Source organism: Methylomonas montana (assembly GCF_030490285.1).
Classification (GTDB): Bacteria; Pseudomonadota; Gammaproteobacteria; order Methylococcales; family Methylomonadaceae; genus Methylomonas; species Methylomonas montana.
Map to the genome: position 1 here is coordinate 2173480 of NZ_CP129884.1, position 14723 is coordinate 2188202.

The window sequence follows — 14723 nt, forward strand, 5'->3', positions numbered from 1 at the left end:
TTGCGACGGCCTAAGAGACGCTTGAGTGGCTTTAGCCCGCTATCCTCGCCGCCAGCCTGATAAAATACGCGGCATGAATACGACTTTGTTGCAAATGACCGTGCTGATGCTGTGCGGCGCCGGTTGGCGAGTTTTGACCCCGAATCGCTTGTCGGCGGATCAGACGCGGCTGGTGTTGACTAGCGTGGTTTACTATTTTTTCCTGCCGGTGATGGTTCTGGATGTATTGTGGCAAGCCAATATCGGTTGGCAGTCGCTGCAATTTAGCGCCTTGGCCGGCGCCAGCGTCTTGTTAGCGCTGACGCTGAGCTGGCTGACGGTTAAAGCATGCCGTTTCCAAAATCCGCAAACCGGCACGGTGCTATTAGCGGCGGCGTTTCCTAACGTTACCTATCTCGGCCTGCCGGTGTTGGAGCAAGCCTTTGGTAGTTGGGCGCGATCGGTGGTGATTCAGATCGACTTATTTGCCGTGGCGCCTTTGGTGTTCACTATCGGCATCATGTCGGCCCGCCATTACGGCCAAACCGCCGAAGCCAAACCTAAATCGGTGTTAGGGTTTTTCAATGCGCCGCCGTTTTGGGCGGCGTTTTTAGCGGTGGCATTGAATCTGAGCCAAGTGCCGATACCGTTCTGGTTGGCGGGCTTGTTGAAAACTTGTGCCGGCGCGGTGGCGCCGTTGATGATTTTTTCCTTAGGTCTGGCGCTGAGTTGGCGTGAGGTCCATGTCCGCAATCTGCCGTTCGTCATTCCGATAGTGGCAATCAAGTTGCTGCTGATGCCGTTGTTTGCCTTGTGGTTGGCGGGGCACTTGAATCTGACGGGCCAGTTTAAAGCGGCCGCGGTGATGGATATCGCCATGCCTAGCATGGTGCTGGGTATCGTCTTATGCGACCGTTATAAACTGGATAGCGGTCTGTATGCGATGGCCGTGACGCTGACCACCGCACTGAGTCTGTTGAGTTTACCGCTGTGGTTCCGAGTCTTATGAAACCGATTGCCGAAATATTTTCCCAAGGCGAGGAAATCGTTTGCGGGCAGACCGTGGACAGCAACGCCGCCTGGCTATCCCAACAACTGGTCGAACTGGGTTTTACGCTGAAACGCCATACGGTGGTGGGCGATAATCTGCATGACTTGATTGCGCTGTTCTCGGAAATCGCCGAACGTGCCGATTGCTGTATCTGCACCGGCGGCCTGGGGCCGACCGTTGACGATCTCACCGCCGAGGCGGTCAGCGCTGCCAGCGGTTTGCCTTTGCAATTCGACGAGCAGGCTTTCGCTCATATCCAGCAGTATTATGCCTGCCGCAATCGGATGATGCCGCCGGCTAACCGCAAACAAGCGATGCTGCCGCATAGTTCGCTGCGTATCGATAACGCCTACGGCACCGCGCCCGGTTTTGCGCTGCCATTCAAACGTTGCTGGTTTGTGTTTCTGCCGGGCGTACCGTCGGAAATGAAGCAGATGTTCGACGCGCTGGTGCGACAGCAATTGCAGCAACATTTTCCTTTGCAGCCCGATGGTCTGGTCACTTTACGCAGTATTGGCATCGGCGAATCGGCAATTCAGCAAAGTCTGGACGATATGCCACTGCCGGACGATGTGCAACTGGGTTTTCGCGCCGCGCCGGACGAGGTGCAGACCAAACTGTTATTTCCCAGCGGTTTTCCGGAAGCGCGCAAACAAGCTTGCGTGGCTGATGTCGCGGCGCGGATCGGCGATTATGTGTTTGCTATCGACGGCTTAAATGAAAAACAAGGCGATCTGCTGGAGGTGGTAGCTGCCGCGATGAGCGAAAAACGCTATTCCCTGGCGCTGCTGGAAACTGCCAGCCAGGGCCAGTTAGCCGCTAAATGCTTGGGACGCGACTGGCTGACTCGGGTGGAAATCAATCTCGACTGGGGACGCACGGCCGGTTCTTGGCAAGCCGGTCCGGGCGCCGGTGATTGTTTGCAAATCGCCAGAGTCTGGGCCGAGCAACTGAAAGCCCAATCGCAAACCGATTTTGCCTTGGTGCAGCTCTACAGCAGTAGCACAAACGATTACCAGGACAAGGATAAACCGCTAGTCCTTTATAATGCCATGGCAACACCCAAAGGTGTGGTCGCGACGCAGCTGAATGCCCACGGCACCCTTAAACACAAACAAAACCAGGCCGCTTTGCTGGCGCTGGACTTACTTAGACGTTACCTACAAAACAAATGCCTTTAATCCGCTTAACCAATGTTTCCATCGCCTTCGGCACCCATGCACTGCTCGATAATTCTGCTTTTCAGCTCGATGCCGGCGAGCGGGTCGGCCTGCTGGGCCGCAACGGCGAGGGCAAATCGACCTTGATGAAAATTATCGCCGGCGATATTCATGCCGATCACGGCGAGATTTGGAAACAGCCGGAATTGCGTTTAGCCTGGCTGGAGCAATCGCCCAATCTGGATGAACACGACACGATTTACGAAGCAGTGGCCGGCGGACTGGGTGAGTTGGGCCGCTTGATCGCCCGCTATCACGAATTGTTGAGCCATATGGACGGCAGCGAACAGTCACTGCAAGCCTTGGGCGACGTGCAACATAAGCTGGAAGCCGACAACGGCTGGGAGTTTCAAACCCGGGTCGAAGCGATATTGAGCAAACTGCAATTGCCGGCCGATGTGCAGGTCGGCAGTTTGTCGGGCGGCTGGAAACGGCGGGTAGCCTTGGCGCGGGCCTTGGTGATCGAGCCGGAAGTGTTATTGCTGGACGAACCGACCAATCATCTGGATTTCGAAAGCATTGCCTGGCTGGAAGAGCAGATTCTGGCTTTCCAGGGCGCGGTGATGTTCGTCACCCACGACCGGGCTTTTCTGCAAAAACTGGCGACGCGGATCATCGATCTGGACCGCGGCCAGTTGACTTCCTGGGCCGGCAATTATCAGGATTATCTGGCGCGCAAGGCGGCGGCCTTGGAAGACGAAGCCAATCAAAATGCCGAATTCGACAAGAAGCTGGCTAAGGAAGAAGCCTGGATCCGGCAGGGTGTCAAGGCTAGACGCACCCGTAACGAAGGCCGGGTCAGAGCCTTGAAAAGGTTGCGCGACGAACGCTCCGAACGCCGCAACACCCAGGGTACCGCCAAACTCAGTTTGAACAAAGGCGAGGCTTCCGGCAAGAAAGTCATCGAGGCGATCGATGTCAGTTTTCAATATCAGGATAAGCCTATCATCCAGGATTTTTCGCTGCGTATCGAACGCGGCGACAAGATCGGCTTGATCGGTAACAACGGCGCCGGCAAATCGACCTTGTTGAAACTATTGCTTGGGCAGTTGCAACCGACCACCGGCACCATCGAGCTGGGCACCAATCTGCAAATCGCTTACTTCGACCAATTGCGCGAGCAACTCGATCCGGAACTCTCGGTAGCCGACAGCGTCCTCGACGGCGGCGAGTTTGTGGATACGCCGGACGGCAAGCGCCATGTGATGTCCTATCTGGCCGACTTCCTGTTCGCCCCGGCCCGGGCCCGTTCGCCGGTGAAAAGCCTGTCCGGCGGCGAGAAAAACCGCCTGTTATTGGCCCGTTTGTTTACCAAGACCGCCAACCTGATCGTGATGGACGAACCGACCAACGATCTGGATTTGGAGACCCTGGAAATTCTGGAAGAAAAGCTGGTCGAGTACCAGGGCACCTTGTTATTGGTCAGTCATGACCGGGAATTTCTGGATAACGTCGTTACCAGCGTGTTGGTGTTCGAAGGCGAGGGCAGGGTCGAGGAATACATCGGCGGTTACGCCGACTGGTTCGCACTAACAGAACGCAATAAAAAAGCCGAGGCCGAAGCGGTCAAGATCGCCGAGCAGGCGCTGAAAAAAGAAAAGCCGAAAACTACGCCAGCCAAGAAGCTCAGCTTCAAGGAACAAAGAGAACTGGAGCAATTGCCGGTACGCATCGAACAACTGGAATCGCTGCAAGGCGAGTTGACCGCCACCATCAATAGTGCCGAGTTTTACAAACAAAGCCCGGAAGCGGTGGCCGTAACGCTGGAACAATTGAAATCTGCCGAAGCAGAGCTGGCCCAAGCGTATCAGCGCTGGGACGAGCTGGAGGCCATGCAATAAGCCAGACCTAAAAGCGTGATGATTTTCTGGCCATTAAAAAATTGCACGCAGGCATGTTTTCATCCGTAAAATCGCCGATTCGGATGCCGTTTCGGTATTGAAAAACAATACCCTTGGCCGTAAACCGGCGAGGGTTTCCAACCGCTTAAACCGGATGAGCTTACAGATCGTTTGAGTGAGCATTACTTGTAAAACCTAAGCATAGAACCTTGAAACTAAAAACATATTTATTGATTTTCTCCCTTTTCGCCGTGTTGGAGTCCAGCGTGAGTGCACAAGAAGCAAACGAGGCCATTGAAAAGCAAGTCCAGGCATTGCTGGCGCAAATGACCTTGGAAGAAAAAGTCGGGCAGATGACGCAGATCGACTTTAGCGTGGTTTCGGTGGTCAACGGCCAGGATGCCGATAATCCGGTGGACCAGGGCAAGTTGGAAGATGCGATATTCAATCATCACGTCGGCTCCATTCTGAATACGCCGACTACGCCCAACAATAAGGCCCAACCGATAGCTAAATGGCGGCAGATGACGCAAACCATACGGGAAACGGCCGCCAAAACCCGGCTGAAAATCCCGGTGATCTACGGCATCGACGCGATTCACGGCGCCACCTACACGCAAAACTCGGTGTTGTTTCCGCAAGCGATCAGCATGGCCGCGACTTTCAATACCGATTTATCCTTCAAGGCAGGCGAGATTACCGCCCGCGAGGTCAAAGCCTCCGGTCTGGACTGGAATTTTTCGCCGGTGATGGACATCGGCCGTCAGCCGCTATGGCCGCGATTGTGGGAAACCTACGGCGAGGACGTGCATTTATCCAGCGCGATGGGCAGTGCTTATATCAAGGGGCATCAAGGCGACAACTTCGCCAAAGCCGACAAAGTCCCGACCTGTTTGAAACATTATGTCGGCTACAGCTACCCCTTGAACGGCAAGGACCGCAGTCCGGCCTGGATCGGCGAACGGGCCTTGCGCGAATGGTTTTTGCCTGGCTTCGAAGCCGGTGTCAAGGCCGGTGCGCCGACGGTGATGATCAATTCCGCCGAAGTCGACGGTATCCCCGGTCATGCCAATTATCATTATCTGACCGAAATCCTGCGCGGCGAGCTGGGCTTTAAAGGTTTTACCGTCTCCGATTGGGAAGACATCATCCGTTTATATAGCCGCGACAAGCTGGCGGCTTCGCCGCGCGAAGCGGTCAAAATCGCGGTGATGGCCGGCGTCGATATGAGCATGGTGCCGTTCAATTTTTCTTTTTACGACTTGCTGCTGGATTTGGCGAAAACCGGCGAAGTGCCGATGACCCGCATCGACGAAGCGGTATCGCGAATCCTGCGTGTCAAATATCAAAGCGGTCTGTTCGAAACAACCGAACCTGCCTTGGCGGTCGAGGGTAATTTCGTCAGCGAGGAAGCCGTGGCGGTGAACCGGCAAGCGGCGCGCGAAGCCATCGTCTTGGCTAAAAACGACCAGCATATTCTGCCCTTGAGCAAGCAGACCAGCATTCTGGTGACCGGGCCGACCGCTAATCTGCTCAGCGTGATGAACGGCGGCTGGACCATTACCTGGCAAGGCGATAAAGAGGAACTGTATCCGCAAGACAAACTGACGTTGCTGGAAGCCATCCGCCAAAAGACCAGCGGCAAAGTGACTTATGTCGGCGGTGAGCGTTTTAGTGACGAGATCAATATCGAACAGGCCGTCAACGACGCGCGTCAGCACGACGTGGTGGTTCTGGCCTTGGGCGAGAAGCCGTATACCGAAACCATGGGCAACATCGTGTCGCTGGAGCTCGATCCGGTGCAGTTGCAACTGGCCAGAGCCATTTTTGCGATCGGCAAACCGGTGATCCTGGTCACTTTCGGCGGCCGGCCGCGCATCATTACCGAAATTGCCGACAAAGCGCAGGCAGTGGTGCTGGGTCTGTTGCCGGGCATGGAAGGCGGGCCGGCGATGGCCGATATTCTGTTCGGCGACGTCAATCCCAGCGGCAAATTGCCGATCTCCTATCCGCGCCACGCTAACGAGGTGGTGCCTTACGACCACAAGCCGCTGGAGGCATACGAGGACAACCAGTATCGGCCTTTGTATCCCTTCGGACACGGTTTGAGTTATACCAGTTTCGAAACCAGCGGTTTACATCTGAACAAAGAGCAAATTGCCGTGGGCGACGAGATCGAAGTGACGGTTAACGTGAAAAATACCGGTGCAAGAGCCGGAAAGGAAGCCGTGCTGGTGTATCTGAACGACGTAGCTGCTTCGGTGACTCGGCCGGTCAAACAATTAAAAGCGTTCAAGAAAGTCGAACTGAAACCCGGACAGCAGGAAACTCTGCATTTCACATTGACGGCGCAGGATATGTCCTTCATCGGCTTGGACATGAAGCGCATCGTAGAGCCGGGCGAGTTCAAGGTGATGGTCGGCAATGAGGCCGTGCATTTCAACGTCGTGAAAAACTGAGCCAAGCAGAGGATTTAAGATGAATCATCAGCAAAACACCGGACAGCCGTCACATTTGGGTTCCTTGGCCATTTTGACCTCGCTGTTTTTCATCTGGGGTTTCATTACTTGCTTGAACGACATCCTGATTCCACACTTGAAAGCGGTATTCACGCTGAACTATACCCAGGCCATGCTGGTGCAGTTTTGCTTCTTCACTGCGTATTTCGTAGTGTCAATGCCGAGCGGCTATCTGGTGGAAAAGATCGGCTATAAAAGCGGCATCGTCATCGGCTTGGCCATCGCCGGTAGCGGCTGTTTGCTGTTTTACCCGGCCGCTGGCTTGCATTCGTATCCCTTGTTTTTGACGGCATTTTTCGTTCTGGCCTCTGGCATTACCTTATTGCAGGTGGCGGCCAACCCTTACGTGACCGTACTGGGGCCGCCGGAAACCGCATCCAGCCGACTGACCTTGACGCAGGCCTTCAACTCCCTGGGCACCACCTTGGCACCGCGCTTCGGCACGCTATTTATATTGTCTACCGCGGTAAAAAGCGCCGATGAGATCAAACTGCTTAATCCCGAAGATTTATCCGCCTATCAGGCGGTAGAAGCAGCGGCGGTGCAAAATCCTTATCTATTTTTAGCCGCAGTGCTGTTTTTGATGGCGGCGGTGTTTGCGATGTTGAATCTGCCGAAAATCGAAAACGAAACTCGACACACTGCAATGGCAGCCGAAGACGATCGCGGGAGCGCCTGGCAGTACCCGCACCTGGTATTGGGCGCACTGGCGATTTTTGTCTATGTCGGCGGGGAAGTCTCTATTGGTAGCTTTCTGGTCAATTTTCTGGGCGAACCGAACATCGCCGGGCTGGCGGAAATGGACGCCGGCAATTATGTGTCGTTTTACTGGGGCGGGGCGATGGTTGGCCGTTTTGTCGGGTCGGCGGTGATGCAAAAAATCCATCCGGCCAAAGTGTTGATTTTTAATGCGTTGTCGGCGGTTTGTTTAGTGTTGGCGACCATGCTGGGTAGCGGCTATTTGGCGATGGCTACCATTCTGGCGGTGGGGTTGTGCAATTCCATCATGTTCCCGACCATTTTCTCGCTGGCGTTGACCAGACTGGGCAAGCACACCGGCCAGGGTTCCGGCATTCTCTGCGCCGCCATCGTCGGTGGCGCGATCTTGCCGGTGGTTCAGGGCGCATTTGCCGATCATATTGGCATTCAGTACGCCTTTTTTGTGCCTTTGCTGTGTTATCTATACATCGCTTTTTACGGCTACCGTTGTATCCGGCTGTGATCAGAACGCAACATTTCAGCCTTTCAGGAATTTAGTCCGGCTGGGCGACTGAATAATCAAATTCGGAATTGCCGATAACGACAGTTCACCATCGGTACCGCCCAGTTTCACCGCTTCCTTGGGCATGCCGTAGACCACACAACTGGCTTCGTCCTGCGCCACTGTCAGCGCGCCGGTGTCGTGCAATTCCTTCAAACCATGGGCGCCATCGTCGCCCATGCCGGTCATGATGATGCCTAGCGCATTCTTGCCGGCGGCCTGGGCGGTGGAACGGAACAGCACATCGACGGAAGGTCGGTGGCGAGTCACCAGCGGACCGTCCTTGATCTCCACCCGGTATTGCGCACCGCTGCGGCGCAACAACATGTGTTTGCCGCCAGGCGCTATCAGCGCCAGGCCGGGAATGACCCGGTCGTTCTGTTCGGCTTCCTTGACGGTAATCTGGCAGAGGCTGTCGAGACGTTTGGCGAATGCCGCGGTGAAAGCTTCCGGCATGTGTTGTACCACGACGATGCCGGGCGTGGTGCGGGGCAGGCGGGTCAATACATATTCCAGCGCCTGGGTGCCGCCGGTCGAGGTGCCGATTGCCACTACGCGGTCGGTGGTTTCGGCCATTGCGGTCGAATGACTAGGCGCCAGCATCACATCCGCGTTCAATTTTGGGGCGTTATCAAGCGGCGGCTTGACTAAAGGCGACACCGTTTTTTTGAGTCTGGCATGTGCGGCGCCTTTGATCGCATCGGCCAGCAGGGTTTTGGAGTCCTGCAGAAAACCTTTCAGGTTGACGGTGGGTTTGGTGATGATGTCTACCGCGCCGGCGCTCATGGCCTGCATCGTCACTTCCGCGCCCTTGGCCGTCAGCGTCGAACAGATGACTACCGGCGTCGGACGTTCCAGCATCAATTTTTTCAGGAAGGTGATGCCGTCCATGCGCGGCATCTCGATATCCAGCACGATCACATCCGGCCATTCCTTTTCCATGCGAGGCAGCGCAAAGAGCGGATCGGGTGCGGCACCGATGACCTTGATGCCGGGCAGACTATCCAGCAAGCCAGTTAAGACCTGTCTAACCACTGCGGAATCGTCGACGATAAATACTTTTGTGTCTGCCATAGAACCGTGATGAATTGAATGTGTTTACCAGAATTCGGCTGTGCCGCCGGATTTTTCATGTTCGTCGATATTTTTCTTCCAGTAACGACGCTCTTCGTTTTCAAGTAGTTGTTGTTGACTGCTATCGATTTTTTTGACGAAAACCGAATAATCACTGCCGACAAAATGAACGTTTCTGCCGATGGTGCCGCCAAGACAGGCGCTAAGCATGGGAATGTTTTCTTTTTTTAAAAACTCTTTGATGAACAACACATTCACATCGCCAATCGTTTTCTTGTTATCACCGTCTTCGCGCAGTTTCAGGACATTACCGCCGCCAAAACATTTGGCCTTGAGGTTAAGCCGGTTAGCGCCTAGTTTCATCATTTCATTAATCAGTAGTTCCATCGCATAGATGCCGTAACGGCCTTCATTGGATTCGATAATAGGCGTGTTATGAGCCTGATGTCGATAAGCCAGTAAAAAATGGTTCATGCCGAACACTCGATTGATGGGGTCGAATAAGCAGGCGGCCACGCAGGAACCCAGCAGGGTCGAAATTACTTCCGCTTGGCGAGAGGCATAGAATTCGCCGGGCTCGATGATGATGCGTCGGGTATTTTTAAACGGCAGCGCTTTCATGGCTTGCGATAAATGGATGGTTTGATCATTTGCAGCTGGTCCGTGACACGATGCAAACTCTCCGAATGACTGATAAAGAAATAGCCGCCGGGTTTTAAAGCGGTGAGCAGCCGTTCGACCACGTGTTTCTTGGTATCCTGATCGAAATAAATCAGCACGTTGCGTAGAAAAATAACCTCGAACTTGCCAATGCCGGCTGGCAAGCTGCTCATCAGATTGACTTGTTCGAATTTCACCCGATGACGTAATTTGGCGTCAACCCGAAAAAAACCTTGCTGGCTGCGAACGCCTTTCAAACAGTATTTTTCTAATAAACGCGTATCCATGTGCTCGAGTCTATCCATCAAATAAACGCCGTTCCGGGCAGCCGCCAATACGCGGGTGCTTAAGTCGGAACCGAAAACTTCCCAGCTACGCATTCCCAGGTTTTCCGCCATGACCATCGCCAAGGTGTAGGCTTCCTCGCCGGAGGAACTGGCCGCGCTCCACACTCGCAAATGTTCGCCATGCCAGGATTTGAGTACCGTATCGCGGAAAAACTCAAAATGCTTGGGCTCGCGGAAGAAATAGGTTTCATTGGTGGTGAGAATGTTGACCAACATTTGAAATTCGTGCGGATAGTCCGGGCTGCTGGTGGCGAGCTTGTAATACTCGCTATAGCTCGTCAGGCCGTAATATTCCAGGCGCTTAGCCAAACGGCTGGCAACCATCACTTCTTTTTCCGGTGCCAAAGCGATGCCGGCATGGTTGTATATCAGGCTTCTGAAACGTTCGAACTCTTCGTGGGTAATCGGCGAAATACTAATAACAAAATTCCTTTATTTATGGTTCGATAGTCACATATGCCGGGTAATATTTTCTGGAAATGAACGACGTTTAACAATCTTGAAAGACCCAATGTGTTACTGGGTTGAATGATCGGGTAAAACTCTCTACTATCGAAGACTTAACTCAATACTCTAATGGAAACATTATGCCTCGTATAGCTAGCGATCCGATCGCTAAAAATCCAAGCCCTGTCATTTTTTATGCGTTAACGGTTGGTTTGGGAGTGCTTGGCGGTTTAGTGGCTTGTGTGCAAACCGGTTTCAGCTTGATTAGTCTTGGCGCAACCGTCGCGCTGGGTTTTGGCGGTATTTTCGTCGGCTCGACGCTATTCAATAGGCACCAAGCTATCCTGAACGAAGTCAATCGTGCCTGGCGTGGCGACGAAGACGTCAAACTCCAGGATTTGGAGGGCTATGCCTTTGAGTTGGAACGTCTGTTTCTACAAGTCGTGCCTATTTTGCTTCGTCAGGTGCATACCTCTCGCACGCACACCGAACAGGAAATTACCGTATTGACTAACCGTTTCGGAGCAATGGTCGATCAACTTGAGCGGATTATTTCCGGTGGCGGATCAGCCCGGCAGGGGCGTAGTGTCGATATGCTGTTTAGCGAAAGCCGTGTTGCCTTGACGGCGGTATTGAAAATTTTGAGCCAAATTCAGGATGTCGAACATGCCGTGGTCGAGGAGGTGCGTAAGCTATCGACTCATACTCAGCAATTGGATTCAATGGCACAAGAAGTGCGCAAGGTTGCCGAGCAAATCAATCTGTTGGCTTTGAATGCGGCTATTGAAGCGGCTCGTGCCGGCGAAAACGGTCGCGGTTTTGCGGTGGTGGCCGATGAAGTGCGAAAACTGGCCGGTTTTTCATCTTCCACCGGTGAAAAGATCAGTCATGCTATCGAGGGTATTAATAAGGCAATGGCTTCAACCTTGAAAATGTCCGAAGTATCCGGCTCCACCGACGACAAGGCGATACGTGATGCCGAACAATCCATTCACACCGCATTGGATGATTTACGAGCTGCGTTGGATGTGTTCAAAAACGATGCCGATCAGTTGCGCGCTAATAGTGTGCAGATTCGCGATGAAATTTTTTCGGTGCTCACCGCGTTCCAGTTTCAGGATCGAGTCAGCCAAATGCTCTCGCATGTCGAAAATAATCTGAACGGCTTACAGAATGCGGTCGACGCCGCCCGTAGCAAGGACGAACGGCATGCCAATAGTCTCGATGTCGGTGCCACCCTGGCGAAAATGGAGCTTAGCTATACGATGCCGGAAGAATTGATTAATCACTCGTCTAACGTGGCAAGCAGTCATCAGAACGTTTCGAAAAACGACGATATTACATTTTTCTAAATTTACGGTAAGGATTAAGCAATGGCTAAAACCATCATGATTGTTGACGATTCGGCGTCCATCCGCCAAGTCGTCACTATTGCCTTAAAAGGCGCGGGTTACGACGTGATCGAAGCCTGCGACGGTAAGGACGCGTTAAACAAATTGACCGGGCAAAAAATCAATCTGATTATCACCGATGTCAATATGCCCAATATGGATGGCATTACCTTTGTGGTGGAGGCCAAGAAATTGGCTGCATACAAATTCACGCCGATGATGATGTTGACCACCGAAGCGGCCGACGACAAAAAACAGGCCGGTAAGGCTGCCGGCGCCAAAGCCTGGCTGACCAAACCTTTTCAAGCGCCTACCTTACTGGATGCGGTGTCCAAATTGGTATTGCCTTAATCAACCGTTGTAACCATCGGAGATGGGTGTGGCTATTGAATTAAAACAGCAAAAAAAAGGTGTTATTCATCTAGCCATCCGGGATGAAATGACCATCTATTCGGTGCAGGAACAAAAACTGCAGCTATCGGCCTATCTGAAAACCGCTAAAGAGGCGCAAATCGATCTGGGCGGTGTCACCGAGATCGACAGTGCCGGTGTGCAATTGTTGATGTTTTTGAAGCGCGAGGCAGTTAGCCAGAATATCAAGTTAAGCCTGACACAACATAGTCAAGCGGTCGTGGAAGTGTTGGAACTGCTTAACCTTAGCAAACATTTCGGCGATCCCATCGTTATTTCCGCTGACTGGAAATCATCATGAACGAATTAGATGCTGCCCTAACCATCTTTGCCCAAGAAGCGGAAGAGCTGCTGACGGACATGGAAAACGCGTTGCTGGCATTGGAAACCATGCCTGACGACAATGAAACCATCAACAGTCTGTTTCGGGCTATGCACACCATCAAGGGTTCGTCGGGACTGTTCGGTTTCAATTCGATCGTTAGCTTCACCCATGAGGCCGAATCGGTGTTGGACAAGGTGCGCAACGGCGAGCGAGCAATCGATGCCGAATTGATTTCGGTCTTACTGGAAAGTAAGGACCACACCAGCAAGCTGGTCGAGCATTGTTTGACCCATAATGACGAGCCATTACCTGACGAGTTGACTATTGCCAGTGAACGATTGATCAAGCAACTGACCGGTCGGCAGGTTACCGGCATGCAGCCTAGCGACGTTGACGACGCCAACCTGCAAAGCGAAGGGGGCGGTGAAATATCGGTCGATGATAATTGGCTGATTTCATTAGATTTTCAACAGGATGCGTTCCGTAATGGCATGGATCCTTTGTCGTTTATCCGTTATCTGAAAACTCTGGGCGAGATCAAACAGATCCTGACCGTGGCGCCGGAGATGCCGGCCGGCGAGGCGATGGACCCGGAAAGCTGTTATTTGCATTTCAGAATTGCCTTTCAAAGCGATGCTAGCAAGCAAACGATAGAAGCGGTATTCGAATTCGCAGCCGACGATTGCGATATCAAAATATTGCCACCCAATGCCAAAATTGATGAGTATCTGAAGCTGCTGGACGCCCAGGATGAAAGTTACGTTAATCGGCTGGGGGATATGCTGGTTCAGGTGGGTGCCTTGACCCAACGCGATGTCGCTCGTGCGTTGCAGAGTCAGGTCGAAGCAGCCGAAACAGAAGCCAGTGGTAAGCCGCTCGGCGAAATCTTGGTGGAACAACAGGTCGTGCAACAGCCGCTAGTTGAACAGGCACTTAAAAAGCAGGCGCAGACCAAGCAAAAACTGGCCGCCGAAGCCAACTATATCCGGGTCGATGCCACCAAGCTTGGTCAGCTGATTAACCTGGTCGGCGAGCTGGTGATTTCCAGCGCGGCGATGAATTTGATCGTCGAGCGCCATGGCATGAGCGATGCCGGCGATGTCGCGGCCAGTATGAATGCGCTGGTCAGCAGTATTCGCGATACCGCGTTGGAACTGCGTATGGTGCAGATCGGCGAAACCTTTTCGCGCTTTCGCCGGGTGGTGCGCGATGTTAGCAAGGAATTGAACAAGGACATCGAGCTGTATATCAGCGGCGGTGACACCGAACTGGACAAGACCGTCGTGGAAAAAATCAACGATCCGCTGACCCATTTGATTCGCAATGCACTGGACCATGGTATCGAAAGCCCCGAGCAGCGCATCGCCGCCGGTAAACCGGCCCAAGGCAGTGTGCAACTCAATGCTTTCCATCAATCTGGGCACATCGTGATTCAGATTGCCGATGACGGCGCCGGCCTCAACAGCGAGAAAATCGTCGCCAAGGCCATCGCCGGTGGCCTGATCAAAGCCAACCATGGTTTGTCGCAACCAGAAATCCACGATCTGATTTTTGCCGCCGGACTCAGCACCAAGGAGCAGGCGACCAATCTGTCCGGTCGCGGCGTCGGCATGGATGTGGTCAGGAAAAATATCGAAGCCTTGCGCGGCACAGTCAGTATCGACAGCGTGGAAGGGCAGGGTACCACCATCAGTATCGAGCTGCCGCTTACCTTGGCGATTATCGATGGATTCATGGTTGCAACCGATCAGGAACGTTACATCATTCCGCTGAGCATGGTCGATGAATGCATCGAGATGGATCCCAGCGAATGCGACATCGATGAGGTTCAGCATTACATCAATCTGCGTGGCCAAGTGTTACCGTATCTGCGTTTGGGCGACTATTTCCATAATCGCCGCAACCATACCAGCAAAAAACGGGAAAGCATCGTGGTGGTCAGGTCCGGGCAGGATAAAGCCGGATTCGTGGTGGATGAATTGCATGGCGAACATCAAACCGTCATCAAGCCGCTCGGCAAAGTTTTCGAACAACTGAAAGGTATCAGCGGGGCCACGGTATTGGGCGATGGTAACGTTGCGCTGATCCTGGATGTACAAGGCTTGATTCAGGCGGCGATCAAAGACAAGGGACGCGCAATGCCAAGGCCCAGTTCTCAACGCTTGCAATAGCATTGCGAGTTCAATTTCATAACAGA

General features: G+C 53.2%; 12 protein-coding genes. 9 read left to right on the top strand and 3 right to left on the bottom strand.

The window, feature by feature from the left end; genetic code table 11:
- Nucleotides 1-73 precede the first annotated feature (73 nt).
- The 5 genes from QZJ86_RS10130 to fucP all read left to right on the top strand — a co-directional run bounded on the left by QZJ86_RS10130 (nt 74) and on the right by fucP (nt 7832).
- Nucleotides 74-988 (top strand): AEC family transporter, encoded by a 915-nt coding sequence (locus tag QZJ86_RS10130; RefSeq protein WP_301938657.1) that lies wholly within the window; start codon nt 74-76, stop codon nt 986-988.
- Nucleotides 985-2211, top strand: a complete 1227-nt coding sequence (locus tag QZJ86_RS10135) for a competence/damage-inducible protein A (RefSeq protein ID WP_301938659.1) — start codon at nt 985-987, stop codon at nt 2209-2211. The genes QZJ86_RS10130 and QZJ86_RS10135 overlap by 4 nt, the downstream gene beginning before the upstream one ends.
- The gene (locus tag QZJ86_RS10140) at nt 2202-4091 is read left to right on the top strand and encodes an ATP-binding cassette domain-containing protein (protein WP_301938660.1); all 1890 of its coding nucleotides are present in this window, start codon (nt 2202-2204) and stop codon (nt 4089-4091) included. Before QZJ86_RS10135 ends, QZJ86_RS10140 begins: the two co-directional genes overlap by 10 nt.
- A 266-nt stretch (nt 4092-4357) precedes the next feature.
- Complete coding sequence (locus tag QZJ86_RS10145; RefSeq protein ID WP_301938663.1) at nt 4358-6550, top strand: glycoside hydrolase family 3 N-terminal domain-containing protein; 2193 nt, start codon at nt 4358-4360, stop codon at nt 6548-6550.
- A 19-nt stretch (nt 6551-6569) separates the two neighbouring features.
- Complete coding sequence (gene fucP / locus QZJ86_RS10150) at nt 6570-7832, top strand: L-fucose:H+ symporter permease (RefSeq protein WP_301938665.1); 1263 nt, start codon at nt 6570-6572, stop codon at nt 7830-7832.
- Between the two features lie 15 nt (nt 7833-7847).
- Here the strand turns inward: fucP and QZJ86_RS10155 are convergent, their stop codons facing one another.
- From QZJ86_RS10155 to QZJ86_RS10165, 3 genes are read right to left on the bottom strand one after another with little or no spacing between them, the layout of a single operon-like run.
- Nucleotides 7848-8945, bottom strand: a complete 1098-nt coding sequence (locus tag QZJ86_RS10155; protein ID WP_301938667.1) for a protein-glutamate methylesterase/protein-glutamine glutaminase — start codon at nt 8943-8945, stop codon at nt 7848-7850.
- A 24-nt stretch (nt 8946-8969) separates the two neighbouring features.
- A complete protein-coding gene (locus QZJ86_RS10160; RefSeq protein ID WP_301938669.1) occupies nt 8970-9566 on the bottom strand; it encodes a chemotaxis protein CheD in 597 nt (198 codons plus the stop codon).
- On the bottom strand, nt 9563-10372 hold the full coding sequence (locus QZJ86_RS10165; protein ID WP_301938950.1) for a CheR family methyltransferase: 810 nt from the start codon (nt 10370-10372) through the stop codon (nt 9563-9565). Before QZJ86_RS10165 ends, QZJ86_RS10160 begins: the two co-directional genes overlap by 4 nt.
- A gap of 620 nt (nt 10373-10992) precedes the next feature.
- Between QZJ86_RS10165 and QZJ86_RS21620 the strand changes: the two genes are divergently transcribed.
- The 4 genes from QZJ86_RS21620 to QZJ86_RS10185 are packed head-to-tail and all read left to right on the top strand — an operon-like array spanning nt 10993 to nt 14697.
- Nucleotides 10993-11751 carry a methyl-accepting chemotaxis protein gene (locus QZJ86_RS21620; RefSeq protein ID WP_407081660.1) on the top strand — a complete coding sequence of 253 codons (759 nt, stop codon included), beginning with the start codon at nt 10993-10995 and terminating at the stop codon, nt 11749-11751.
- A 21-nt stretch (nt 11752-11772) separates the two neighbouring features.
- A complete protein-coding gene (locus tag QZJ86_RS10175; protein ID WP_301938674.1) occupies nt 11773-12141 on the top strand; it encodes a response regulator in 369 nt (122 codons plus the stop codon).
- 22 nt (nt 12142-12163) lie between these two features.
- Entirely contained in the window at nt 12164-12502 is a 339-nt protein-coding gene (locus QZJ86_RS10180) for an STAS domain-containing protein (protein WP_301938676.1), read from the top strand.
- Nucleotides 12499-14697, top strand: a complete 2199-nt coding sequence (locus tag QZJ86_RS10185) for a chemotaxis protein CheA (protein WP_301938678.1) — start codon at nt 12499-12501, stop codon at nt 14695-14697. The genes QZJ86_RS10180 and QZJ86_RS10185 overlap by 4 nt, the downstream gene beginning before the upstream one ends.
- The last annotated feature ends 26 nt before the right edge of the window (nt 14698-14723 follow it).